This window comes from Bifidobacterium sp. LH_424, assembly GCF_056356895.1.
The window spans coordinates 1-26,176 of record NZ_JBKEVC010000014.1 but is presented as its reverse complement, the minus strand read 5'-3'; the positions used below and the strand labels follow the sequence as shown (position 1 = coordinate 26,176).

At 57.6% G+C, this 26,176-nt stretch carries 22 protein-coding genes; 1 reads left to right on the top strand and 21 read right to left on the bottom strand.

Annotated elements, in window-relative coordinates:
- Positions 1–20: 20 nt before the first annotated feature.
- From AC1AYP_RS10015 to AC1AYP_RS09945, 15 genes are all read right to left on the bottom strand, one after another.
- Positions 21–1,268: a nucleotidyltransferase family protein gene (locus tag AC1AYP_RS10015; RefSeq protein ID WP_476502459.1), complete on the bottom strand. Its 1,248-nt coding sequence runs from the start codon at positions 1,266–1,268 to the stop codon at positions 21–23.
- Between the two features lie 239 nt (positions 1,269–1,507).
- Positions 1,508–2,932 (bottom strand): oligosaccharide flippase family protein, encoded by a 1,425-nt coding sequence (locus tag AC1AYP_RS10010; RefSeq protein ID WP_476502460.1) that lies wholly within the window; start codon positions 2,930–2,932, stop codon positions 1,508–1,510.
- Entirely contained in the window at positions 2,929–4,035 is a 1,107-nt protein-coding gene (locus tag AC1AYP_RS10005; protein ID WP_476502461.1) for a polysaccharide pyruvyl transferase family protein, read from the bottom strand. The genes AC1AYP_RS10010 and AC1AYP_RS10005 overlap by 4 nt, the downstream gene beginning before the upstream one ends.
- Position 4,036: 1 nt before the next feature.
- Positions 4,037–5,176 (bottom strand): glycosyltransferase family 2 protein, encoded by a 1,140-nt coding sequence (locus tag AC1AYP_RS10000; RefSeq protein WP_476502462.1) that lies wholly within the window; start codon positions 5,174–5,176, stop codon positions 4,037–4,039.
- Between the two features lie 35 nt (positions 5,177–5,211).
- On the bottom strand, positions 5,212–6,360 hold the full coding sequence (locus tag AC1AYP_RS09995) for a polysaccharide pyruvyl transferase family protein (protein WP_476502463.1): 1,149 nt from the start codon (positions 6,358–6,360) through the stop codon (positions 5,212–5,214).
- Positions 6,361–6,378: 18 nt separating this feature from the next.
- Positions 6,379–7,440, bottom strand: coding sequence for a glycosyltransferase family 2 protein (locus AC1AYP_RS09990; RefSeq protein ID WP_476502464.1), 1,062 nt, complete (start codon positions 7,438–7,440; stop codon positions 6,379–6,381).
- 20 nt (positions 7,441–7,460) lie between these two features.
- The gene (locus AC1AYP_RS09985; RefSeq protein WP_476502465.1) at positions 7,461–8,567 is read right to left on the bottom strand and encodes a glycosyltransferase family 4 protein; all 1,107 of its coding nucleotides are present in this window, start codon (positions 8,565–8,567) and stop codon (positions 7,461–7,463) included.
- A 59-nt stretch (positions 8,568–8,626) separates the two neighbouring features.
- The gene (locus AC1AYP_RS09980) at positions 8,627–9,697 is read right to left on the bottom strand and encodes an acyltransferase family protein (protein ID WP_476502466.1); all 1,071 of its coding nucleotides are present in this window, start codon (positions 9,695–9,697) and stop codon (positions 8,627–8,629) included.
- A 59-nt stretch (positions 9,698–9,756) separates the two neighbouring features.
- Positions 9,757–10,878: a glycosyltransferase family 2 protein gene (locus AC1AYP_RS09975; protein WP_476547767.1), complete on the bottom strand. Its 1,122-nt coding sequence runs from the start codon at positions 10,876–10,878 to the stop codon at positions 9,757–9,759.
- A gap of 27 nt (positions 10,879–10,905) precedes the next feature.
- Positions 10,906–11,727, bottom strand: a complete 822-nt coding sequence (locus tag AC1AYP_RS09970; RefSeq protein WP_476502468.1) for a glycosyltransferase family 8 protein — start codon at positions 11,725–11,727, stop codon at positions 10,906–10,908.
- A 51-nt stretch (positions 11,728–11,778) separates the two neighbouring features.
- A complete protein-coding gene (locus tag AC1AYP_RS09965) occupies positions 11,779–13,005 on the bottom strand; it encodes a hypothetical protein (RefSeq protein ID WP_476502469.1) in 1,227 nt (408 codons plus the stop codon).
- Positions 13,006–13,026: 21 nt separating this feature from the next.
- The gene (locus AC1AYP_RS09960; RefSeq protein ID WP_476547765.1) at positions 13,027–14,361 is read right to left on the bottom strand and encodes a glycosyltransferase; all 1,335 of its coding nucleotides are present in this window, start codon (positions 14,359–14,361) and stop codon (positions 13,027–13,029) included.
- The gene (locus AC1AYP_RS09955; RefSeq protein ID WP_476502471.1) at positions 14,358–15,500 is read right to left on the bottom strand and encodes a glycosyltransferase family 4 protein; all 1,143 of its coding nucleotides are present in this window, start codon (positions 15,498–15,500) and stop codon (positions 14,358–14,360) included. Before AC1AYP_RS09955 ends, AC1AYP_RS09960 begins: the two co-directional genes overlap by 4 nt.
- A gap of 255 nt (positions 15,501–15,755) precedes the next feature.
- Positions 15,756–16,406, bottom strand: coding sequence for an RloB family protein (locus tag AC1AYP_RS09950; RefSeq protein ID WP_476547761.1), 651 nt, complete (start codon positions 16,404–16,406; stop codon positions 15,756–15,758).
- Positions 16,406–17,614: an AAA family ATPase gene (locus tag AC1AYP_RS09945; RefSeq protein ID WP_476547759.1), complete on the bottom strand. Its 1,209-nt coding sequence runs from the start codon at positions 17,612–17,614 to the stop codon at positions 16,406–16,408. Before AC1AYP_RS09945 ends, AC1AYP_RS09950 begins: the two co-directional genes overlap by 1 nt.
- Positions 17,615–17,789: 175 nt before the next feature.
- Between AC1AYP_RS09945 and AC1AYP_RS09940 the strand changes: the two genes are divergently transcribed.
- Positions 17,790–18,755, top strand: a complete 966-nt coding sequence (locus AC1AYP_RS09940; protein ID WP_476547757.1) for a hypothetical protein — start codon at positions 17,790–17,792, stop codon at positions 18,753–18,755.
- Positions 18,756–19,307: 552 nt separating this feature from the next.
- Here AC1AYP_RS09940 and AC1AYP_RS09935 read toward each other — a convergent pair.
- The 6 genes from AC1AYP_RS09935 to AC1AYP_RS09910 all read right to left on the bottom strand — a co-directional run bounded on the left by AC1AYP_RS09935 (position 19,308) and on the right by AC1AYP_RS09910 (position 25,953).
- The gene (locus tag AC1AYP_RS09935; RefSeq protein ID WP_476547753.1) at positions 19,308–20,858 is read right to left on the bottom strand and encodes a sugar transferase; all 1,551 of its coding nucleotides are present in this window, start codon (positions 20,856–20,858) and stop codon (positions 19,308–19,310) included.
- A 188-nt stretch (positions 20,859–21,046) separates the two neighbouring features.
- A complete protein-coding gene (locus AC1AYP_RS09930) occupies positions 21,047–22,807 on the bottom strand; it encodes an ABC transporter ATP-binding protein (RefSeq protein ID WP_476547752.1) in 1,761 nt (586 codons plus the stop codon).
- An 8-nt stretch (positions 22,808–22,815) separates the two neighbouring features.
- Positions 22,816–23,319, bottom strand: a complete 504-nt coding sequence (locus tag AC1AYP_RS09925; protein WP_476502478.1) for a hypothetical protein — start codon at positions 23,317–23,319, stop codon at positions 22,816–22,818.
- A 100-nt stretch (positions 23,320–23,419) separates the two neighbouring features.
- A complete protein-coding gene (locus AC1AYP_RS09920) occupies positions 23,420–23,590 on the bottom strand; it encodes a hypothetical protein (protein WP_476547751.1) in 171 nt (56 codons plus the stop codon).
- A gap of 9 nt (positions 23,591–23,599) precedes the next feature.
- Positions 23,600–24,790: a hypothetical protein gene (locus tag AC1AYP_RS09915; protein ID WP_476547750.1), complete on the bottom strand. Its 1,191-nt coding sequence runs from the start codon at positions 24,788–24,790 to the stop codon at positions 23,600–23,602.
- Positions 24,791–25,122: 332 nt separating this feature from the next.
- Complete coding sequence (locus AC1AYP_RS09910) at positions 25,123–25,953, bottom strand: hypothetical protein (RefSeq protein WP_476547749.1); 831 nt, start codon at positions 25,951–25,953, stop codon at positions 25,123–25,125.
- Positions 25,954–26,176 lie beyond the last annotated feature (223 nt).

Below are 26,176 nucleotides of genomic sequence, written 5' to 3'. Positions count from 1 at the left end.
CTCTCCGAATTCGTAGCGAATCATCGGCGCGAATGGAGACTCCACGCATGTACGGTTGTCTTAATCTCCTCCCACGTTCTTTGTGGATATTTGATTACGCCACGGAACATACGATAGAAAACAAGCATCGTACGAGTGAGCACATTACGGGACCATTGCGGAAAGTACTCTTCCACCCATGCCTTGGATGGGAACAATCGTCCACGCCAGTATTGGAACAAGGATTTTCTCTCCCCTTGACGTTTAAGTGCCTGGCTGAATCGGTGCTCGAATGAGCCGTAAGTGCCTCCAGCCAATACGTCCTCGAACAAGGACAGCCCATCAGCAGAGACCAACCGGTCCCATGAATCAGGCTGGTCCATAAGCGCGATGGACAGCTCACGAACGTCACGCTCAAAATCAGTCAGTCCAAGAGCCGCCAACTTGTCATGCGTTCTCGGCGAATTGACAACCTCTGCGAATTTCACACAGTAAAGGTACTGGTCCGCGAGAAATCGTAATCCAAATCCCGAATTGCGATAATGCTTGAGCATGTGTTCCAAGTGAAAAATATACTCTTCATCGGGCGTCAGTACGAACTCGTTTTGAGAGTTCTTCACCTGCTGTACCAACCTCCACGGATTGGCATAATGATTGATTTCTGTCTCATGCGCGCCGTAGCTCATTTCCGCAGCCGAAATCAACGTCCTATGCAACTCGAAATGCAGTGGCGTTTTGGCGAATGAACCATCCGGAATGGTGTGATACCCATGGTCGAACATGATTCGACCGGCAACGTCCTGTGCTTTATCTCTCCAATGCTTACGCTGTTTCCCCGTTTCCCCTCGAGCTGTCCAGCCACCATGGGCATCCGTTTCAACATACCCGATTAGCAAATCCTGATCCGACATCGATCTCATGCCCGGTTGCGGATAGTACCTTGTCACGATGATGCCTTTAAGTGGAATCCAAGAGAGTCCTGCTTTAGCAAAATCGGCGAGGATTGCCTCTCGATCCACGTCATAGCTGACCTGCTGGAACAAAGACATGTCCGCGTCGTTACGCCACCGTGCGGCAATATCATGTGGCATGTCATCCAGCATGTCTTCGGACAAGGCGGGGAATGTCAATGATTGGATGGAGTGCCGGACCGTTAATTGATAGATCTGTTCCCATGGTGCATCCGACGGTTTGGGGTCGGCTCTGCGCTCATGCAACGCAGCGGCCATCAGCGTGATAACGTACCGCTCTACCGCCCCGAACCGGGGTTCTTTCTTCTGCTCCGGCATAGTACAGAGTCTATCGCACACTTTGCTCGATCTGCGCATTCGGCAAGGTCCGGCCTTTGCCGGAAAGCAAAGTGCTTCCTGTCAGTTCAGGAAGCACCGGGCCCCTGATCGCGCGGAACCGTATCAGACGTGACCGAATTTATGGAATCCGATCGGCTGATTCAGGTGGCTGGATATGAGTGGAGCGGGCGAACTGCCCGCTCCTCATATCCAGCCACCGTCGCCGCCGGCTCTTTGCGTTACTTGCGCTTGACGAGCATCGATTTCACCTTGCCGAAGACCGAACGGCATGCGAAGACCTGCAGACCGCAAATCACGACGGTGAACACGGCGGAGACGACCAGATACGAATCCCAATGGATGACGCTGACGACCGACTGCGCGATCAGCAACACCATCGTCAGAATCACCACCGGCCAATCCACCTTGAAGGCGAGGATCTTCTTCGCAGTAATCACGCGCAGCACGAGGACCAGCGCGTTGCTGATGACCATCGCGACGCCGGCACCGTAGATGCCGGCGACGGGGATCAGCAACCATGTGCACAGCACGCTGCTCACGGCTCCGGCCACGGTGGTGGTCATCAGATGCTTCGTCTTCATCGCGGACGTGTAGACCGTGCCGTAGTACGCGTTGAGAATGTTGAAGTAGAAGGCGAGGATCATGATGGAAATCATCGGCCACGCATAGTAGAAGTCCTTCTGCAGCATGAAGGACGCGAACCACTGCGCGAGGACGATGATGACCGTGCTGACCACGGCGATGCCGCTGTGGTACAGCTTGAACACCGTGGCGAAGAAGCCCGAGATGTCCTTCTTCTTGAACTCCTGGAACGCCGACAGCTGCCACGCCTGCTGGAAGATGCCCGAGAAGGTGTTCAGCAGGTTCGGGATCTTCTGCGCTGCGGCGAACAGGCCCGACGCGCCGATGCCGATCATGCCGGTGATGAAGAATCGATTGATGCTGACGCCGATCCACCAGAACAATGCATTGGGGATCATCGGGATCGAATACGCGAGCATCTTCTTGAGCAGTTCGACGTCCGCCTTATGGAAGATCAGCCGGACGTGCTTGAACTGCCTGCCGAGCAGGATGAAGGTCAAGGCACCGCACAAGTTGCCGATGATCAGCGACCAGAAGAAGCCTTCCGTCGCGTAGCCCATCTTCGCAATCAGCAGGACGGCGAGGCCGCCGGTGACGAGCGTCGAGACGATCGAGGCGACGGGGATGAGCTTCAGTTCGTTCAGCGCACGGGCGAGCAGACCGAAGAAGTACTGGGCGGCGCTTACCACGTAGCACAGTAGGAAAAGAAGCTTGTAGTCGCCTAGGCCTCCGAAGAACGGCAAGTCGAGCAACGGGAGCAATGCCGCCACCACGATGACGCTGAGGATAATCAGCCCGACGCCGAGGGAAATGTATCGGTCCTGATGCTGACGGTCATCGATTGCGAATCGAAGCACCGCGTCCGAGGCCGACAGCGTGGCCAATGGCAACAGCAGCGCAACGACCGTGGACGACATATCCGTCACACCGAACTGCTCCGTCGTCATGTAGTACGTGTACAGCGGTACCAGGAAGAACGTGATGAGCTTGGTGGCGAACTGGCTGAACGCGAACAGGCCGGTGTTGAGCAGGAGATTCTTGTACTTGTTCAATACCGTCACTCCCCCTGCGCCTGCATGTGCAGCCCGGTGAATTCGGCGATGCTCCGGGCCATGTCGTCATAGGTTTGCTGCAGCAGCTGTCGGTTGGTCGGGAAGCTCGAGGTGTCGAATCGGACGAGCTCGCTGATGAGATCGCCAGTGACGGCCTCAGGGACCGTCAGCCTCACGTAGTCCAGATCCTTGATCCACTGGTTCACGCCTTCGACCTTGCCGTTGATGTTGTTGAAGGCGATGCACGGCGTGTGCGTGATCGCGCAGAACACCATCGCGTGGAGACGGTCGGTGATGACGAGCTGCGAGCTCTTGAACTCGCGGAGCTTGTCGCGGACCTCGTCCTCGCGCTGCGTGAGCGGGAACGAGTGGTCGGCGACCGTGTCCGTGTAGTGGTGGGACAGTCCCCGTTCGTCGAGAAGCGCGACGATATGCTTCAGCGAGGCGTCGTCGGAGACCTTCTCCTCGTCGTGGCGGAAGCACAGGGTCACACCGTCGCGTTCCCGCTGCTCGATGGGGTCGTCCAGGAACAGCGCGATGTCGGGCGTGTAGATCGTCCGACGCTCGGCGAAGCCGAACTCCTTATGCATGAAATCGTAGCTGCGACGGTCTCGCATGCAGAAGAAGGTGTTGTCGTGCGCCTGGTAGAACTCCTGCCGCCCCTTCAGGCTGGCGGCCGCCGAGTCGCCCGCGTAGAACACGGTCTGGGGGAAGTAGACGCACGGGAGGTCTCCGGCATGGGCGATCTGGCTCATGGCGTTGTCCTCCTCGTTGCCGCCCCAGAGGGTTCCCATGTAGCCGCCGCCGTGGAGGAACACCGCTTCGACGTTCGGCATGGCGGCCTTGATGTCCAGACCGTTCATGTCGCGCCACTGGGGCGCCGTGATCTCGATGATCCGGTACCCGGGGAAGTAGTGGTCGAAGAACGCGTACTCTCCCATCGTGATGGCGTGGTCGCCGAGGTTCCTGTATGCGGCGGTGTTCGCCAGGAGAATCGCCGGCTTGCTCTCGTCGTTGTGCAGGGAGGACAGGAACTCCTTGCGGTTGCGAGGCGCCTGCACGGCGTTGAGTGATCGCTTGATCAGTGATTTCGCTCCGGAAAGCACGGACATGTTACTTCCTTTCCTCTGTCTCCCCCAGCAGGCCGAGGATGGCCGAGGGGTATCGTTTCACTGCCTCGTCGAATTGCGCGTCGGTCCACTGCTGGTCAGCGCCGCGCTCCGTATCGGATGCCGCGAACTTTCTTTTCGCAACGCGGGCAACGCCCCTGAGGATGGCATCCACCTTAATACGGCTGATGTTTCCGTCCCGGTAATGGTGAATCACGCCGTTGGCGGCCTTGGTGTACTCCGCGCGAGGCTGCAGCACGTCATCGCGCACCGCGTTGTCGGCGAGCGTCTTGTCGATGTCCGCGCGGGACATCCCCGCGCGTGCGGCCGCGTCGAAGAAATCGACGATGGTGCCGCTGAGCATCTCGTAGGCCTTGTTCACGGCCGCGGGATCGTCGCCGTGGGCCTTGTGCCATGCGGGCAGCTTGGAGTATTCGGCGAGACGGACCGCGCGCATCTTCATCTGGTTCCAGTTGTTGGTGATCTGGCTGCCGCTGGCCCTGCGGATCTCGATGAACCCCTGGTTGCAGAACATGACGCGGTTCGCCAGATACGCGCACTGGTGGCGGAAGATCGATTCCATCTCCGGGCGCGTGGTGGCGAAGGTGATGTCGTTGCGCAGCACCAGATCGGCCGAATAGATGTTGGTCGCCAGCTCGTAGGGGATTTTCCAGGAGACCTGGTCATGGGTGGGGAACACGCCGTTGGTCGGGATGCGGTCGAAACGGAGGTCGCCGAGCTGCTCGTTGCCGCGCACCCGGGAGTTGACGATCATCTCGACGCCCGCGGATTCGCACTGTTCCAGGGCATGGTGCAGCTCCTCGGTGTACACGCCGGGGAACATCACATCGTCGTGGTCGAGGAAGATGATCCACTTGCCTCGCACATGAGGGTAGCCGAGATTGCGGTTCTGGCCGAGTCCGACGTTCTCGTGGGTGAAGAAGCGCACCCGGTCGTCCTGTGCGGCGTACGCCTCGCCGATCTCGCGGGTGCGGTCCTTCGAGCCGTCGTCGAGGATCAGCACCTCGAAGTCGCGGCACGGCTGGCTCAGGACGGAGTCCACCGCCTGCTTGAGGAAGTTCTCTCCGTTGTACACGGGGACCATCACCGTCACATACGGCCGGTCTTGCACGTTATCGTTCATCTTCCGTTTCCTGTCTCTTGCTGCTCTTTCACTGCTCAGGCCCGATGGTCGCCACGCTCGCTGAGGAAGGCGTCTAGCGCGGCGAACTGGCCCTGAGCGGCGGCGATCACGTCGTGCACGTCGAAGGCGACCGCGTCGCGCACGGGTGACACGGCGGCGAGTTCGTCGTCGGTGGTGCGCTTCAGGTCGACCGCGTCGGCCATGTCGAAACCGATGTCGGTGAGGACGTGCTTCGTCTTGTCGCTGTACATGATGGGCAACACGCGCGCACCGGCGACGAGTCCCAGGATCGTGGCGTGGAAGCGGGTACCGACGACGATCTCGGAGGCCGCCAGTTCCGCAAGAAGCTCATTCATATTATCCGTGTAGAACAATGAACGCACATTAACGCCCCGTCGTGAGGATTCCTCAGCCAATCGTCTCACGGCATTGTCGTCCCCTTCAGGAGCGGAGAATGAGGCCAAGACGACATCATAGCCCGCCTGCGAACACTCTCTTATGGAGCGAAGCAACCAATCCTCGTACTGGCCTTTACGGCCACATAATGCGCCGAACTTACCTTTATTCTCCAAGTCGACAACCGAAAAGAGGACCTGCTTGTGCTTGGTCGCAACCGGAAGAGCTGCGGTGAACAACACATCCGGAGCGCTCCGCACGCACTTGACGTCCGGGAACAACGCCGCGGAATAAGTTTCACGGAAACATACATCATCGCAGTACGAGTCAAAAAACCTACGATATGAATCTAAATAATGATGAGAATAATAGGGGCCAAAATTCGCGCCAAGAATAAAATAATGCCCGGCCGCTTTCGCATAAGAAATATCCTTATGCGAACGGTACAGCCTCTGCAGGGCATCTTTAATCCCTTTCTGCCTCGACTCCATATAAATGGATCCGCCAATAGTTACCATGGCATCGGCAGATGCAATCAGGCCAAGCCGCCTGTTCATCGACTCACGCGCAAGTTTAGCCTTCGCAAGAGTGCCCCCCTGGCCGTTGGCCGCACTGTCGGGAGTAATCAATTTCAGATTAGGGAAGCGTTCAATGAGATACCGATACGACGAATCAGCATAAACCTGAAAACATACATCAGGATAACGCGATAACAGAGTAAAAAGAAATAAATCATCCCCTAGATTGTGCGAGAGGAAACAATCAACGAATACAGTCTTCTTTTGCATACACACCTCAAATAATCATTATCGTACAATGGATCGAATAATGCTTCTTACACGAGTGACCATATGTAGCCCTCTATGAAGAATAGAATAAAGAATATAATGACCATCAATAATAAGACGGTACTTCAGCTGGGAAGCAGCTACCCGCTGATAATATGGGTTATCTTCCCATGAAGGGAATTTTTCCTTCATATATTCAATTAGTTTCGGTATCGCAGGAGAATGCAATCCTTCCCAATCCAGAGCTCGGACGATTCCAGCGTACCTGACCTGTTTTATTGCCTGATATTCGATTTCATCATGATATTGCGATATCGAATCGCCAGCATGCAACAGGACAAAATCCATAGCCTCCGTAATGTCCAGCAACATCTCCGGATGTGGAACATGCGTGATGCTTGAATCATGGTCGATGAAGTAGTACAAATCCACATCGAGCGCCGCAGCATTCTCCGCCGCCACCGTTAAAGAAAGAATGGAGGCGAAATCTTCGCCAATGTGGATTCCTTCGCACAGATCGATTCCGCTGGTCTCGAACAGTTCACGTTTCACCAGCTGCGCCCACATTGCGGCGCATTCCGTCATGATCTCACGTTTGTCGATCTCCCGATACTCACCGGTCCCGTGCTTCGGCGGCCAAAAATACACACCGGCTTCGGTCATACCCACGACGTTGATCTGCAGGATATCGGGCTTATGCTCTCCCAATACTTCCAGAACCCGTTGCTGAGCGTCCCAGTCCACGTAATCGTCACTATCGACGAATTCGATGTACTCTCCCCGGGCCTCTGCTATTCCACGGTTACGAGCCGAGCTTTGTCCACCGTTGGTCTTGTGAATCACACGCACCGCGTTGGGGCATCCGGCGGCGATCTCATCCAATAGGTTCGCCGTTTTGACATGTGAACCATCATCGACTGCCACGATTTCCAAGCGAGCATCTTTCGCCTGCGACAACGAGTCGAAACAAGTACGAAGGTCATCCGGCCTGGTGTTGTATACAGGAATGACCACACTCACCAAAGGTTTACTTGGACCGGTCAACTCATCTCCATTCCGTCCGATTTCGTATTCCACCATGATATCCAGCTTCCGAATGCTTACTTTCCCTGAGGCCGAATGTTCTCGTCATACAGTTTCATGAACTGTCGCACCTTATAATCCGTGGACAACGTCTTGCGGTACGTCTTGCAACGCTCCACGAAGTCATCCAGATGGGCGTCCAGTGCTGCCAAATCATCCTCGTTCCACCCATCCTTGACGATGCCGAGTTCATGACTGCGTATTTCCTCAGCATTCAATGGCACTGAGGTAGTGATCACGGGGGTGGCGCTGGCAATCGATTCCACGATAGACAGCATGCTGTTGTCTTTCGCGGTATTGACCAACATTGCCTTAGCCTCGCTCAGGTAACGTTGCAACTTGTCATGTTCCAATTGCCCCATGAATTCGATATGGTCATCCAATCCGAGCGACCGTGACAGCTTCTCCAAGTCCGCACGACGATTGCCGTCACCGATGATATACAGCTTGCAACCTGCATTATAGCGACGTACATAAGCATCGAAAGCCCTGATGATGCCGTCAATGCGTTTGCGATCAATGAGCTGGGAGACTACACAGAACGTATTCGTCTTGCGCGAAGCCGTACGGAATACGTCAAGGTTGACGCCGTGTCCGATTACGGTCTCGCTGACTCGTCGACAATAACGGGAGATGAAAGTCCGAGCTTCCTTGCTTCGTCCAACCACCAGTACCTTGCGCATGAATAATTTGGGAATCACGTTGTACCAGAATCGAGACAACATGCCACCACCCATACGGTTATGTTTGGCCATTTCATGCCAAATGATGGTTTTTTTCTTCGCGAAAATCGAGCAAATCAATGAATCGATGGAAAAGACTTCGCTAGTGATGACAAGATCGGCATCACTATGCTTCAGATAGCGGATCAAGCCAAGATTGACAGGAATACGATGAATGGGAAAGAACTTTTTCCAATAGCTCTTCAACCATACAACATCAAAAGGGAAAATAGTCTGTTTAGTCGGCTTCCACTCATCGGCGGCGACCAGAGTCATATCTATTCCGGCACGCTGGAAAGCGAGACAGAGGTCATAACTCATTGTGCTGGTGATGGTGTCGACCTTAGGAATAGAAGCATTCTCAGGCGTGTAAACAATAGGATTGACAAACAGAACTTTCATCGGACACCATTACTTTCTGCTATCTTGATATTGATACTTCTAACCAACGATTTGATGGCTTAAGAACGCCTACGCCACAAAGACCAAGCGTAGTCGATGGCTTTCTTTGCCAGAAGTGCAAAACAGGTTACACCCACGATTACTAGAGCAAGGGTCATAAGATAGTCAATTGCTGGGTTTCCCGTGAGATGTGTAAGATGCAACATATTGAGCACTTGGAAGATAAACAAGTGCGAGAGATAGATTTCGAAGCTGATTCCACTGAAGAATTTTGCAATCCGATTACTGAAAATCTTATGGTCGGATGCAATTGCGAACACCATCCAAGGAACCCACAGTACAAGTTGCTTAAGATTGGACGTCCACGCAGGACCACTGACGTACAGCAGAGGCAAAGCGGCAAGAGCAATCACCAGAGTGAAGATTCTTGCCGGCCTGCTCATTGATTCGATACGATCCTTGTAGAGGAACAGCAGTCCACCGGCGACAAAGAACATCGCTTGATAGATGAATCGGCGGTCATCCAGATTGCCGTTGGTCTTGTGGAAATAGAACACACAGGAGAGACTGAGCGCAATGGAGATGGCGAATGTTGCCCACGCACGTCGCTTGGTGCTGATGGTGTATACGAAGAACGGGAACAAGAAGTAGAAAAGGAATATGACACCAAGCGCCCAGCCTACACCGATGACTTCGATATTCAAATCGGGCAGCAGGTTAAATACCATGGTCACATCGGCGAAGGCTTCCCAGAGGGAGTCTTTCCCGCCTGTACCAATGATATCCAGCAGCACGAGAAGCGCAAAGAACGGTAAAAGCTTGGCTATTCTTTTAGTATAGAAACGTTCAGGAGTGATTTCAGCGTTCTTGATTCGATTGTAGTATCCGCAGCATAGGCCAAAACCGCTGATGATGAAGAACAATGTGACAAAAGTTCCCAGAGGATTCACGAAAGCCTGGATGACGGACATAATATCGTTTCCGTTGCTGGAATCGATACGGTACTGTCCACGAAGCATGACATGCATGATGACAATTGCGAACGCGGCAATAGATCGGAAACCGTCCAAATCGTTATAATGTCTGCTCACAGATTTTTGCGGTGAAATCATCTGTTCATGTTTCGCCATAATATTATCTTTCTTCTCTTTCTCCGTCAAATAATCTGGTATATATACTACCTAGATAATTATCTTCCAATATAGGCAAAGTAACAAGCAAGCTTCCAAAGACGATAATTACGAGTGCGTAAAGCCTTCTCTATATCCTGCCATACGAGAGATCTCTTTGTGGATAAACCGGAGAACTCGGGAGCGGAATTGATAAGATTGGAGCAAGCAAGGAAGAAGGTCCTACGATCAGCTTCGCTCCATCCCGTGATGCGGCTCGCCGCCAGGGCTCCAAACTGCCCGATAGTCTGCTCGTACAGTGTCTGACCTATATGCAATCCCAACATACGACATTGCTCTAGAGTCGCTTCGACCACCCAATAGGCATCCGCCGACTTACTCTGTTTCGCGGTATCATGCGATGCGGAGTCCTTCCGAATCCGATAGAGTGTCTGGGCGAGAGGCTGTCGTTGCTCAGAGTAAAAGGGAACTATGCAATACGCCTGCAACGTATCTTCAAACCAGTACCCCTCAAGAAAACGAAGGTTACGCCATACGGAGGCACGATACATACGACCCCAAGGCATGCCGCAACTTCCAATTTGGTACGGCTTTGAAATCGTCTTGCCCGATTCGTTTACCCTGATGTAGGACCCGGACACATAATCGGCTCCCGATGAATCAATGGCTTTCATCAACAGATCAATAGCGTTCGGCGCAAGCATATCGTCCGGGTCCAGGAACATGACATTACGGCCATGTATATGATTCAATCCCGTATTTCGTGCAGATGCCGCCCCACCATTGATTTGGCTGATGACGATAAGATTGTCATGGAGATTTTTCCAATTATTCAATTTCTCATGAGTATCATCAGTGGAACCATCATCAACGGCAATAACCTCTACCGAATAATCCGTAATTTGATTAAAAACCGATGACAAACATTCATCAATATACTTTCCAATGTTGTAGCAAGGCACCACTAAGGACACATCGTAGCTTACAGTTCGATCTCCATGATCGGAAGTGTCGGGAACATACGAAGAACGTGGATGAATACTCGACAACTTCTCGCGCACCGCAGCATCATAAGGCAGAGGAGAGGAATGGGCCGCCCCGTTCCTCATAATGCGATACAACAATCCATTTCCCGGAATACGCGGAAGCAAACGAGGCAGAACTTTTTGCATAGAAAACATAATTCAATCCACCACACATTCAAATGCTTAATTCCGCTCAAGCTTCTTAAATTCTCTTACAATAGAGAACTCCGCAAAAGAGAACCAACGAATCGCCCGCAACAGAATGTGGACGTAATCGCTAGTCGTATAATTCCAAGGCTTCACCTTACCCACAAAGTGCACAACATAAATCTCCTTTGGGGACTTTAGGTATCCTTTCCTTAGATACTCCGGAATAAGGCTAATGAACTGATTGTACGTTTCAGGAAGATGAAGATTATCCTGGTTCTTCCAATCTTTGAAGTAGTGATTGATGATATCCTGATCACCAATGCCCTGACCATTGAGCATATCGGAAGAAGGCTTTCCTTCTATGAGATTTACGAGATCACGCTCCAAGTAGCTAGAAGGTTTGAATACCATAAGGCCAGAGTTCAACTGATTCCATGACGAATTGAAATGATGGCCCGCCGCCACTGCGCTCATATGGGGTTTATCGAACAGATGATCGATATTCCTCAATACAATCATATCCGAGTCAAGATACACCAGAGTATCAAATTGAGTTAGACCGAAAATCCTGAGCTTGAAGAACGTATTACTCCAATTAGGAGAACCATTCTTGATATTGAGCTCACGAATATACTCACTTGGAACAATATCTTTAGCCGTCAATATCTGAATGGACTCGCTTCGCAGCGCTTGGACCCCTGATTCGGACATGTTAGCTGTAGTCAGCACAATAAGGGGATATGCAGACCTGACCGACTGCAATGATCGATTTAGCGCTACCACACCCGGCAAATATTTATCATCCGTACAGATTGTGATGAATGCCTTTTGAATCTTGCTTGCTCCTGTATTCATAACAAATTTCCTATCTCGTTGTGTTGTTGAATGCTTTGAAACACACAGTAATTAATAATCACGTTGCCATCGTGCAAACAATTTGGACCGTTTTGCTTCTTCAACCGATTCTCCTCTGGCGTATAGCACCATTCCAATGAAAATGTAGCAAACAGCCCAAGCGAACATTGCACTGATGGAGTCAGCCGTAGTAAGATTAAGAAAATTAAAAATCATTAACAGCGAGCAATACAGGTTCCGGCCCGTTATATTCCAATAATTATTAATGAAAAGAAGAACTGCAATCGGGCTTAGCTCGAAAGTCATACGAACAAACGCCATTTCCAAACTATGACCCAATGTTCCTTCTACTGATCCAAATCCAAAGGTTTGATAACCGTCATTCAGCAGGCTGGCAAGGAAGTCCGACCGCCCCATCGTCATTTCCGAAATGTCCAAGTGCAAAGCTGACTGCAAAGACGTTGAAGTGGGAAGCATCAGATAAAAGTAAAACATTGCAATAGCGAAAAATACTATTTTAGCAATCGGACTAAACCACTTTGGCAGACGCGCATCACGATTAAATAGTACCGGAAAGAAAAACGCTATTATCGCAAAAATGATGGCAGTTCGTTTAAACGTCGCAATGGCGAACAGTGTAGACAACACCGTAATCCACTGGCTACTTCTGTAATAGCAGAAAAAGAAGCAGAGCATGATTGCAATAGCGGAAAAATCATTAGATTCCAGTGGGGAACTGGAATCGGAGAAATTGGAAGCAAAAATATCGCTGAATGTAACGCCGCGCAATACCAGCTGCGTGATATATCCGATAACAGAGAAAATCAACGCAATCTTCATTCCATGAAACAGCTGTTCAAACGATAAGACATTCAATACGATATACGCGAATATCATAGGCGTAATAAGATTGAGAATGTCTCTTATTTGCCATTGAACGAAATGGTCTTTAGCAATAACCAAGACCAACGTGGCCATCATGAAACATAGGGCAACAGTAATCAGCTTACGGAATTCGTTCCAAAAGACACGATTCTTTTTATGCTGTATCATGTAGATGAGACCAAAAAAGATAGTAGCTCCCATAGTCAGGTACTTACTATCAGTAATCGCACCCTTCATTCCCTGTGTGACAAAAAACCCGTCAGTAAGAGCTTTCAACACAAAGGTAATGATAAAGAACGCAAATGTTGATTTCTCAAAAATATCCGCATTTCGCAGCTTCGCCTTCACATGCTGTGAAGGTATTGACGCTGAATCTACAGTCGACATCGTCATGTTTGTCACCAAATCCAGATTTTATTCGCTCTTGATATCGTTATACAGGCGGACAAGAGTCCTGATGTAATCATTCTGCTGACAACGCTCATCGACGTATTGACCACATTTTCGCTGCATATCCTGATATCGTGCGGCATTCACCTGTGCGGACTTCACCAGCGCCGCGCTCAGGTCGTCGCGGTCGCCGCTTTCGAAGCGGAATCCGGTATCGCCTTCGACGACGAGCTCGGGGATGCCGCCGATGTTCGCGCCGATCACCGGAGTCTGCGCGGCCAGCGATTCCAAGCCGGAGTACGGCATGTTCTCGCGCCATTCGGAGCACAGCACGCTGAAGCGGGCGTTGCCGACCTCGCGCTGGAGGTCCTCGCCGGTCTTGTAGCCGAGCAGCTTGATGCGGCTCTCCGCCTCCGGTCCGGCCTGCCTGACGAGGTTCTCGATGGTGGCGCGCTCGGGGCCGTCGCCCACGATGTGGAGTTTCCAGTTCCCGGGGATGGTCTGGACCCCCTCAGTCCCGTTTTGCGGGACAGCTCCCCCTGACAGGGGGCGCAGGCCGGCTGCCTGTAGGAAGGCCTTCACCAAGGTGAGGATGCCTTTCTCCTGGGAGAGGCGGCCGAAGAACAGGAAGTACGGTTCGACCGTGTCGAACTTGCCGGTGTTCGTCACCTTGTGGGCCATCGCCATCTGGCTCTCGGTCAGGAAGTTCTGGAAGGCCACGGTGCGGCCGGCGTAGCCGCCCTCGTCAAGCTTGCTCTTCATGAACTCGCTCGGCGCGATGATCTTGTCGATCTTGTCGTAGCTGTGGTGCATCTTCAGGAACTCGGCTTCGAGAAACGCGAGGCCGCTCTTCGCCTTCGAGCCCTTCACGCACGTGTTCTCCACCGCGTGGAAGAAACGGCGGTCCAGGCACCGGTCGCACACCTTGCCGTGGCCGTCGACCATCGTGTAGGCGGGGCACAGCAGGATGTAGTCGTGCGCCGTGTACACGACCGGCACATGGTGCTTCTTCAGGTACGGGGCGTCGAGGATGGACAGCGTCAGCTGGCGATGCACGTTGTTCATGTGGATGACGTCCGGCTTGAACTCCTCGAGCAGCGCCTCGAACTTGCGCTTCGACTCGAAGGAGTAGACGAGCGTGGCCGCCTCCTTCGCCTGCTGGAACGCGGAGATCTTGCCCACGTAGTCCTTCTCGGAGACGAAGTACTTGCTCCAGTAGCTCGGCTCGTTGTTCGGATGCCGCATGGAGAAGAACGCGACCTCGTGGCCGAGCGCCTTCAGGCCTTCGGCGAGCGCGAAGAAGTACGTTTCGGCACCGCCCTTGCGGTAGAAGTACTTGTTGACAAGCAGAATCCTCATCGCTTCTCCTCCCCACGGTACAGGGCGAGGGTCTGGTCGACCACCTTGTCCCAGCTGTACTTGCCGGTGATGTAGTCGGCCGCGCCGGCCTTGAACCCGACCACGCGATCCGGGTGCGCGATGAGGTCGCCGAGCTTGTCGGCCAGATCGTCCGTGTCGCCCTTGCGGAACGTCACCGCATGGTCGCCGACCACTTCCGCGCACTCCGGGATGTCGGAGGTCAGGCAGCAGTTGCCGTAGCTCATCGCCTCGAGGAGGCTCATCGGCATGCCTTCCAGATCGGAGGGCAGCACGTACACGTAGGCGTTGCTGTAGAGCTCCGCCAGTTCCTCGCCCTGCGTGAATCCGGTGAGCACGATGCGCGAATCGGCGGCAGCGGCGGCCTTGATGGACTCGTAGTATTCGGCGGAATCGGACGCGCCGCCGGCGATGACCAGCTTCTTGTCCGTGTCGAGGCGCCTGAACGCGTCGATCAGGTAGTGCACGCCCTTCTCCGGCACGATGCGGCCGAGGAACAGCACGTAGCCGTCCTTCTCGAGACCGTACTTGCGCGTGATCGCGTCCGCCGGGACCTGCTCGTTGCGCTCGATGCCGTTCGGCACGAACCGCACGTCGCGACCGTACGTGTCCTTGAAGTACTGTTGCACGTTGCGGCTGAGCACGATCACCTCATCGGCGCATTTCGCGGCCGTGCGCTCGCCCAACTTCAGATACGTGGATGCGAATTTGCCCCACTTCGCACGCTGCCAGTCGAGGCCGTGGATCGTCGCGACCGTGCGGATGCCGAACCAGTGCGCGAGGCGCAGCGGCACGCACGGGCCCTCCGCATGGTAGTGAATCACGTCGGGGCGCGCCTTGATTGCCTTGAGCGTGGCGAAGAACGACGACGTGAGCGCCGCCAGACCCTTCGCGTCGATCGTCGTGACGGGGATGACCTTCACGCCCTTGTACACATACGGCTTGTCGCTTTCGTTCGACTGGTTGTCGAACTCCTCGCCGGCCACGTTGTGGCCCTTGCGGTTGTACACGACGACCTGTTCGCCGCGTGCCGCCATACGGGTGGACAGCTCGTCCACCACGATCTCAATGCCACCCTCGCGCGATGGGATGCGCTTATGGCCGATCATCGCAATTCGCATACCGAAATCCTTGGAAACACTCACGCCGCGGTGAAGAAACCGGCATGACGGCCGCTGAAGCCCGGACCACTGCTCTTCACTCGCTCCTCCTGCCTGTGGACGCGCCCAAACGGGCACGCGACATCACAAACCGTTTCCGACTATATCGCAAGGGGGCTACCCGCTCCCCGTCATGCCCGCCCCCGTCACATCCGCTCCCCCACCTGCGCCCACCAGCCAACGGTCCCCGGCTTCGCCGTTGCCTTGCGCTGTCTTTCAGCGGCCCAAACCGAGTGCGCGCATCAGATGCGCCATGGACGAAGAGGGATTATTCTCAGGAAAACGGTTGACACCCTCATGCTGTTGGTCCAGCTTCAAGGCGTGCCGGCATGCCGTCTCCGCATGCTCGACATACCAATCACCGTCATAACGAGTCTTCCCTACCACGCCGTCAAGGCTTTTGCCTTTGCTGCCGTCGAGCCGGTGCCGCTCATCTTCGGCTTCCTCATTGAGCAATGCCCGTCGTTCAAGCTTATGATGCAGAATCAGCCATAGCTCGAAGGTAGGGTTCGATACCGCGCATTCGATGCCCGGCCAGTCATCGGCCTCCTTCAGGACAGCCTCCAACTTGGGATGATGCGCCTTCGGATTGCTTTTCGGCCATTCCACGTCGAACACGCACCAGCACTGATCCACCTCCTTATCGGCGCGCTTCATGCGGATGGCCGCCTTCATCAGTTTGCTTGGAGCCCCATGGAGGTCTTCGATGTCCAGTCGGAAACGCTCACGGATGGCGGGGAGTCTCCTGACCGCGTTGAAGTATTCGACCTCGGTCACCTCGCCTTCAGTGAATAACGCGATTACGGTCTTCTCCTTTCGGGTTCCCCTGCTTCGCTTCAGGCTCTTTGGCTGGTCATGACGCCCCATCAGGCGATCACCCCTTTGCTACGCAGGAAATCAGCCAAATCGAGTTCCGGGATTCCTCCAAAACGACCATGCCTGTAACCGGATTCCAAGTCAATGGAATCCTTCACCCTCTGACTGTCGAAAGATGTCAACGGGTATAGCGTCGTGGCTCCATCGTGCTTTTCCGTCAGCCAAATCTCATCACTTTTCAGATACTGCATAAGACTCGTATCGTGGGACGTGAACACCAACTGGGCACCATGAGGATTCGTATCCTCATCTTGGAAGAAACGCAGCAGCTGCGCCGCCAGCACCGGATGCAGACTCGCATCCAACTCATCGAACACTAGGGGCGCTCCAGCATCCAGCGCTGCAATGGTCGGGCCGATCAATCTGAACCATGCTCTCGTACCTTCGGACTCCTGTCTGAAATCCAACGGGGAGTCACCGTGGGGAGAAGCATGCAGCAGTTCCACTTTTTTGCGTTTGCGTCTCGAAACCGTAGTATCCTCGACGACCCGCACATCGCGAATACCCAAATCCGCCATGCGCAACCATGCCAAAGCACGCTCGCGCTGCTCCGTACCGTTCGTGTCGAACTCGGGAGAATCGAAGTCGAACAACGAGGGCTGCACAATCAGGCTGTCATCGAACAGGTCACGCGTGTTTGCATCTGTAATCAGCATGGACATGGTGGCATATCGTGCGGAGGATTCTCCAAGGAACTGCATGGACTGAATGGCCCCCAGCAGGCCGGAGAGAGAGACTTCATCGTATCGCCGCGCGATGGACATCACCAGCGTTCTCGGCGTCAACAACTCTTCAATCGCGGTCTTCCGCTGGACGCTGTCATCGAATCGTAGGATATCCTCTTCCCTCTCGAACAGGCAGATCCGATTCCCCTCACGTGTCGCATACACGGACTCATAGTGAATGCACTCACGATTCGCCTCCAGATAGTATTCATAGTGAACACCATCTACCAGCATCTCCAATTCAAAAGCACTGGGATGACCGTCGTCGCTGGAAAAAGCGAATGGGTCAAGGGGGATGCTGTCATCCCAGAATTGCAATGAGGTCATTACGGCATACTTCAGCCACTGGAGCGAAAGCAGCACATTCGACTTGCCCGAGGCGTTGGCACCGTATATGGCCGCCTCCGGCAGAAGTCCCACACCCAAAGACTTCTGATACAGCGGGGATTCGGCGTTCTCGTCGGCCGAAACCATGGACAGCTCCATGCGCTCGTCTATGGACCGGAAATTCGAAACCGCGAATCTGATAAGCATGCCATCACTCTACGTCACGGCTCATACCGGTGCGATTGGCGAAGGTTCCCGAGGGCTCTGTCCACATTGCCGGTACGGGTTGCGGCGCGGCGGCGTGGCTCCATACGGTGGCTCCATGGACACCATCATCGACGATATGAATCCGACGGCCGCACCGCGCACCCCGGCCACACCGGAAGCACCGCACGCGCCGAGCATGCGCGAGACGCTGGCGCAACGCAGGCAGGAGACGCTGCGCCGCTGTCTTACGGAGACCGAACGACGTGGCAAACCGCTCCTGTTCGGCATGACCACCGCGCTCCAACTCCACGCCATCCCCCTGCCGGACCATTGCGGGCTCGACGTCGCGAAACTCCACACCGTCGCCCCCACCCGCAACGGACGCACACGGCCGAACGATCCGAACGTGCAATCGCATGTGTGGAAGCACACCTCGCGTTCCATCCCGTTCGGCAACCAGGTGATGGCGCTCCATCCGTTCCATGCGTGGGCGCAGCTGTCGCCGCACCTGTCGCTGGAATCGCTGATCGTCCTCGGCGATGCCGTCGTCACCGCCATGCATCGCACGCCGTTCCTCGCGCGCGGACGCGATGCCGCGACGATCCTCGACGGATTCCGCACATACATCCCGAAAATCACCCGGTTCCGAGGCCGGGCACGCGCCATGCTCGCACTCCCGCTGATCATGGCGAACGTGGACTCGCCCACGGAATCCCGGCAACGGCTGTCGCTGATGGCGCACGGCATCCCCGCGCCGGTGCCCAATCACGTCGTGCCGGACGTGACGTTCGCCTCGGGTGCGGCCATGACGCTGGACATGGCGTGGCCGGAATACCACGTCGCCGTGGAATACGACGGCGACCATCACCGCACAGACAGACGGCAGTGGCGGCGCGATCAGGAGAAACGCAACGCGCTGCGAAGCCGGTCGTGGGTCATTCTCGAGGCGACCGCGAACAGTCTCGCTGGGGAGGAGGCGCGCGCGGAGTTCGCGTTCCGCGTGGGACGCGAACTCGCGAAACGCGGCGCGGACATGTCGTTCTCGCTCACCGCGCGCCCGCTCGAGCGGCTCGCGCGATAACCGCGTTACGCGCGGACGCGCATTACGCGGGTGCGGGGCACGGACGCGCGGTAGCGTGCCACATAAGCACGCGCGGAGTGAAGTGTGGCACGCAGGGTGCGTCACGTAACGCGGCAAAGTGGCTGCGACGCTGTTGCGTGGCACGATTTCGCGCGTTTCCCGCGCGATTCCGTGCCACGCAATGCGAATCCTCATGATTTCGCGCGATTGTGGCGTAACGTCGTGCCACACTTACGCGATTCGACCCCGCAATCACGTTGCGTGGCACGATTCCCTGCCACGCAACGCGGATTATCGAGGATTACGGGGTTGCGTGGCACAGAACCGTGCCACACAACCCGACGCAACCGAGTTGTGGCACTTGCTATGGCCTGCGACCATGCGCGCACGCCGCGCCACGCGCATATCACGGTTCCGTACGCGCATAATCACGCGCGACATGCCGCATGCCACGCGCAACGCGCCCGCACATAAACGAACGTGGGCGGCCCGAACGGACCGCCCACGCACACGCACTCTACGCTTCACGCGCACTATACGCGCGATACTTACTCAGTACGCGCCCTTGTGGCTGAGCACGGCGCCCACCGTGCGGAACATGAGCACGATGTCGCCCAGAATCGACCAGTTCTGCACATACGCCACGTCGAGCGCCTCGCTCTCCTCGGCGGTCAGGTCGGAACGGCCGGACACCTGCCACGGGCCGGTGATGCCGGGCTTGACGAGCATGCGCGTCGCGTACAGCTTGTTGTAGCGCTCGTACTCCTCGGGCAGCGGCGGGCGCGGGCCCACGACGGACATGTCGCCCCTGAACACGTTGAGGAACTGCGGCAGCTCGTCGATCGAGAAGCGGCGGATGAAATGGCCCACCTTGGTGATGCGCGGATCGTCCTTCATCTTGAAGATGAAGCGGTCCTCCTGGCCGCTTTCCTCGGCGAGCTTCGCCTTGAGCTCATCGGCGTTGGTCACCATGGAGCGGAACTTGAGCATGCGGAACGGCTTGCCGCGCAAGCCGATGCGCTCCTGCGAGTAGAACACGGGGCCGCCGTCGGTCACCTTGATGGCGATCGCGACGGGCAACGTGATGATGAGCGAGCACAGGATCGCGAGCGTCGAGACGATCAGGTCGAACGCGCGCTTGACGATCGTGGTGGCCGGACCGTACTGGGCGAGGCGTTGCGTGATGATCGTCGTGCCCTGGATGGAACGCACCTGGATCTCGTGGTTGGTGGTGTCGGCGGCGGAGGCGACGAGCGCGGTCTCGAGGCCGAGCGATTCCATGCGCACGGAGAAGATGTTGAAGTTGTCGGAGAATCGGCGCAGCACGTCGGTCACCATCACGGTCTGCGCGTTCATGCCGACCATGCGCTCGGCGAGCGAGTGGTCGTCGTATTCGAGCACGGGCAGGCGGGAGCCCCAGTTGGCGAACACCTCGCGGTCGATCGCCTCGTGGTCGTGGTCGGGGAGGATGGTGCCGGTCTCCTTGTCGAGGAGGATCGGGCACACGGCGACGGGCCGGTAGTTGAGCTGTTCCCTCTTGGCGAGGAACCGGAGCATACGGCCGATGCCGTGCGGCGAGCCGACGATCACGGTGCCGTACGCGTAGCCGCCCTTCTGCCTGCTGCGCGTGATGAACAGTCGCGCGATGTAGCGTTCGATCATCGCGAACACCCACACGGGCAGGAGCAGCACGAGCGTGGTGCTGAACCACACGTCCACGTCGAGCACGTAGTTAATCGCGCACAGAATCACCCATGCCTGGATGGTGCCGAGGAACAGCAACGAGTTGAGCTGGTAGCCGTCGCCCATCACGTGGCGGTGGTAGACGCCCATCGTATTGAGGCAGCTGACGTAGACGATCGCCGCGATGATGAGGTACACGGTCAGGTTGACGTCGAAGCCGAAGCGGTCGGACACGAATCCGTCGGTCGGTTGCCACAGCATGATCACGGTGGTGGCGACGACGAGGAACACGGCCGCGTCGACGAGCGCCAATGCCAAGTTGACGAAGAAGCGCCAGTACAGGACGCGCGTCAGCTGCAGCTGGCGGGTATCGGCGAGCTGTACCGGGCCTCCGGCCGCTGGGGCGGCACTGGTTCCCACACCTGTTTGACCTGACAACACCACTGTCCGAACCTCGTTTTCCTTGTTCTCTCCCGGCACGACTCCGTCAGGAGATGCCACTGACGCTCAGCTTACCAGCACCATCTACCCAGATTCCACACATCCCGTAATACGGGCGGGGCCGGGAAACGCCGGTGCCAAGTGTTCGCGGAACGTTCGCTGGACGTTCATTTTCCGGCGATGTCCCCGCCGTCTCCCGCCCCGAGCTCCACCACCGCGTCGCAGTACTCCAGCACCTCGGCCCTGTGCGTGACGATGAGCACGGTGCGGTCGCGCAGCGCGCGGATGCGTTCGAGCATCGCGTGCTCGGTGGCGACGTCCAACGCGGACGTGGATTCGTCGAGGAGCAGCACGGGCGCGCCGCTGTAGAGCGCACGTGCGACGGCGATGCGCTGCATCTGCCCTTCGGACAGTCCCGTGCCGTGCTCGCCGAGCAGGGTCTCGTAGCCGTCCGGCAGGTTCTCGACGAATCCCGCGGCGTCGGCGATCCGGCACGCCTCGTACACGCGGTCGTCGTCGATGTGCGCCGGGTCGGGGTCGCGGTCGGCGAACGCGACGACCTCGCGGATCGTTCCGGACATCAGGTTGTTGCCTTGCGGCACGTACGCGAAGAAGCCGTGCGGCACGTCGCCGGGCGCGACGAGCGCTCCCGTATCGTCGCGCACGCCAATCGCGCCCTGCTGCGGCGCGTAGGCACCGAGCAGGAGCTTCATCACCGTGCTTTTGCCGATGCCGGAACGTCCGGTGAACGCCACGAAGTCACCTTTGCGGATGAGACAGGAGAAGTCGCGGAGCACCTGGTTGCGCCCGTACGTGAAGTCGACGTGGTCGAAGCTGAGGCCGCGTGCGCGCGCGTACAGTGCGCGCGCGTCGCCGGCCTCGCGCGGCGCCGGTGCGTGCGCACCGTGCGCGTCGCGCGTCGCGAGGCCGGTCGCGTCGCGCGCCGCGTCATCGCCGACTTCGATGAGCCGTTCCGCGCTGGCGAGCATCGCCGCGTGCTGCGGGAACATGCCGCCCATCATCGCGAACGGCGATTGGATCTGTCCGATAAGCTGGATGACGGCCATCATCGTGCCGTAGCTCAACGTGCCGTGCAGGATGCCGAAACCGCACCAGACGAATCCGATGAGATAGCCGAGGTTCATCGCGGATGACAGGCCGGTGCTCGCCACGGCGGTGACGGTGACGCGGCGCATGCGCGCACGCCGGTGCGCGTCCATGCGCCGCCCGGCGAGCGTTTCCACTTTGCCGCCGACGCCGAACGCACGGATCACGAGCAGGGATTCGAGCGCCTCCTGCATGTACGAGCGGACGCGGCCGCCCGCCTCCTGCACGCGCTTGTGGAGACGCTTGAGCAGGCCGCGCAGCAGGAAGGACGCGGACGCCATCACGCATCCGGCGACGAGGAACAGCGCGGTGAGCAGCGGCGCGAGCACGATCATCACGGCGACGACGCCGACGATGCGGATCGTCATCGACACCGCGTTGGGCACGAGCGACGTCACCGCGCCGGAGACGACGGTCACGTCGGAGGTGAGACGGTTCATGAGCTCGCCGGAATGGTATTGCTGCGTGCGGGCGAGCGGTGCGTCGAGGATGCCGGCGAACACATGCGCGCGCATGCGGTTGTCCATCGTGGCGCGGGCGCGTTCGGCGACCATGACGTTGGCGGCGCGCAGCGTGATCTGGATGATGATGGCGACGCCGAACGTCAGCGCCTCGCGGATGAACGCGGATTCGTCATGGGCGACGGCCGCATCGATCGCGCCGCGCATCATCAGCGCATATCCGACGGCGATGGCCGCCATCGCGGCCTGGAGCACGCATAGCGCGGCGACGAGGAGCGATGAGCGGCCGTAGACGCCGAGCAACCAGCGGTAGATGCGCCACGTGGGGGTGCTGGCGGGGTTCGCCTTGTGACGGGCCATGTGCGGGATCAGTAGTCGCCGGTCCATCCGCCGTCTCCGCCGTCGGTGGTGCCGGACGAGCCGGAGGTGCCGTTGTTCGTGCCGCTTCCGCTGGTACCGTTGTCGCCGAACAGCTGGGACGTGTCGGCGGAGTTGTCCTCCCCCGCGTCCGGGTCGGCGGTGGAGCCGTTGCCGCCCGTGGTGGAGCTGCCGTTGCCGGAACCAGTGCTGCTGGAACCGGCACCACCGTTGGTGCCGCTGGTGTTGCCGGAGCCATCGGTAGTGGTGGTGTTCTTGGACTTCGACGTGGAGTCGGTGCCGGACTGCTGGCTCGTGCCGTTCGAGACGGTGGTCACGTCGCCGGGGCGACCGGCGTGCGAGGTCGCGAAGGCGAACAGTCCTCCCGCAATGGCGACGGCGCAGACGGCGACGATCGCCAGCACGATCACACGTTTGCGGGAGCCGTGCGCGGCGTGCTCCGCCTTCTCGTGGGATTTCCCGGAATCATGTGTTCCGGATTCGGGTTGCGTCATCGTTGCTCTCCTTGATGATTGATGGCGATTAGCACGGGACATGCGAAAGGCGGGGAGCACGAGCCATGCTCATGCTCCCCGCCTCATCGGACGTCAGTCGTCACGCGGTGGGCGTGACGGACGGGTCGACGGCCGTCGGATCGGTCTGCGTCGTCGTGCAGTTGGTCGGGTCGAACGGGTTGCAGCCCTTGTTGTCGCTCGTGGTGATGACGTCAAGGCCGTTGAACATCGTGGCGCGCAGCCACGGCTTCTCGTATTGCATCTTTTCCATGATCATGCCTCACTTAGTCGCGTTGGTGGCTTCCTTGTACGCATCCTGAAGGGCCTGAGCGTAGGCCTTGTCCGTCCGGGACGCGTTCTGGTCGGAGAGGATGGCGTTGATTACCATGTTGACCGAACGGTACTGGACACCGTCCTCCACGCGGGCGGTGGTGCCGTCCGCGGTCTTGAACTGGACATAGAACCGGGAGACCACCTGGTCATTGTAGTTCTTCGCCGGGATGGAGGGCAGCAGCAGGCTGGTGGCGTACGAACCGTCATCGGACTCGATGTACTTGCTGCCGGCAAGGGTCAGCGGGAGACGCTTCGAAGCGTCATAGGTCGCGCCGGTACCGTAGTCCCAGCCCCACGCATAGTCGCTGAAGCCGTCGACCTTGGTCAGGCGGTAACGGAAGCGAAGTTCGGTGGTCGCGGCGTTGCCGTTGTTCGAGTTGCGCAGAGAGGCGCCGTTGAACGCGAAGAAGTCGGACGACTGCGGGACGACCACGAACTTGGAGGTGCTGACGCTGCCGGCATCGGTCACGGCATTGACGGACTGGTAGCCGTCCTTCACGTAGGACTTCGTGCCCCACTTGTCGCCATTCGCCGGGTTGGCGTACGCCGTGTTGGCCCAGCCGGTGCCGTCGAACGTGCCGCCGGAAACGGAGTAGCGGACGATGCCCTTGGCGGTATCCGCATCGTTCTGGTCGAGCAGACGCTTGGAGCTCGCATCCTTGGCGCTGTCGCCGATGCCGAAGATGCCGCCCTTGATGGTCACCTGGACGTCGCTGTTGTTCTCGGTGGCATCGTCGACCTTGATGGCGTAGGCGACGCTTTCATCGGTCTTGGCGGCGTTCTTCCACGTCGTCAGACCGTCGAAGTTGCCGCTTTCGATGGTCAGCTTCGCGGTATCGTTCACCTGAACCGCCGGACCACCGGTGACGGTGCCTGTCTTCTTGGCGGACGTGTCCTTGATGGTCAGGGCGCCATTCGCACCGCCGACGGCGAGCGCCGGGGTCTCCGCGGGCGCGGTGATGCTGTATCCGTTGAGATCCAGATCGATGGCCTTGTTGTTCAGATAGACTTGGTCCGTCTCGACGCTCTTCTGCAACGTAACGGTGGAGTTGCCACCCCATGCCGCGGAGACGGCTTCCTGCAACGTACCGTAGCTGCCGATCTCGTCACCGTTGTCGTTGCGGGTGACCGTAGCCACAGTTCCAGCGGCATTGTCGTCATCCGCGGCGTAGGCGGCCGGGGGCGGCGGCAAACAGGGCCGCTACCATGGCGAGGCCAGCTACCGCGCCGATTCCCTTCTTCATGTTCTTCACTGTCATCTTTCACCTTCGTTCTCGGTCAGTCATTCTGCCGATTCATCGTGGGAATCACGGTGCATGTCCTACACTGCACGGACGTTCATCGTTCTTCCTCTACCGGGGAGTCTAACACCCACCCGTTAACAAGGGAACAGTCATGCATGCGAATCGTCCACAGGCTGACATCGTTCGCAAACCTGTGTCGTCCGTCGGCTACGTCGCGCGACGGCCGTCACTCGCCGCCGAGGAGAGCGGTCGAGCTGGCACGGACGGCGGCGTCGCTGATTGTGCAGGAGAGGCGGTAGACGGGCACGGCGGCGAGCAGCGCGTCGAGCAGTCCGAGCGTGCCGAGCGCGGCCGCCGGGTCGGCGGGCATGTAGGTCTGTCGCGCGACGAGCGGCAGCGAGGCGGCGGTATCGAGACGGACGCACGTGTTCGCCACACCGTCGTCGTCGAGGAAACGGACCGGCGTGGCGTCGACGGGCATCGCCGCCGCGCCGCGGTCCGCCTCGTTCACCGGGCCGCCGCCGGTGGCGCGCGTTACGACGCAGATGCCGGCGAGCGGCGCGCCTACGTTACGTTGCCAGCCTTCCTTGCCCGCCCACGGCGTGCCGTACGCGATGACGCGCGGCGTCGCGGTGCCGGCGTCACCGGCCGCGGTGCCGTTCGCGCCGTTTCGCGCGTTCCGTTCGATGCGCAGAATCGGCTTGTCGCCGTTGACGATCTGCACGCGGTCGCCGAACACGCGTCGCCACAGGCTGATGTGCGTGCTTTTGCCGGTGCCGCTGGGCGCGGTGAAGATGTAGGCGCGTCCGTCCATCGCGATGGTCGCGCCATGGAAGACGAGCCGATCGTGCAGGGGCGCGTATTCGGCGATCCTGCGGAATACGGCGAGGGTTTCGAGATAGTCGTCGCGCCAGTCGCCGGGGTCGCCGACGGTGCGCTCATGGTCGATGTCCGATTGCGTGGTGACGATGGCGAGGTCGGCCGACGCGGCGTCGCGTTCGAATCCGTGCGATTCGATGAGATAGTCGGTGGCCTGACGGCGAATCCGATCGTGCATGGACCGCACCGCCACCGTCACCCCAGCCACCCGCATACAAAATTCACTCACCCCCGCATTCTACGGCACCACAGCCTCAAATACACAAAGGCCCCTCTGACTGAACTGCGCCCCGATTGCTGGACGTGGTTTATTAAGGGTACCTGATCAGGCTGTGGGGGACATGTTCCGGAATTCCTCCGGGGTGTGTCCCCCGAGTCGTTTCTGGCGTCGTTTGGTGTTC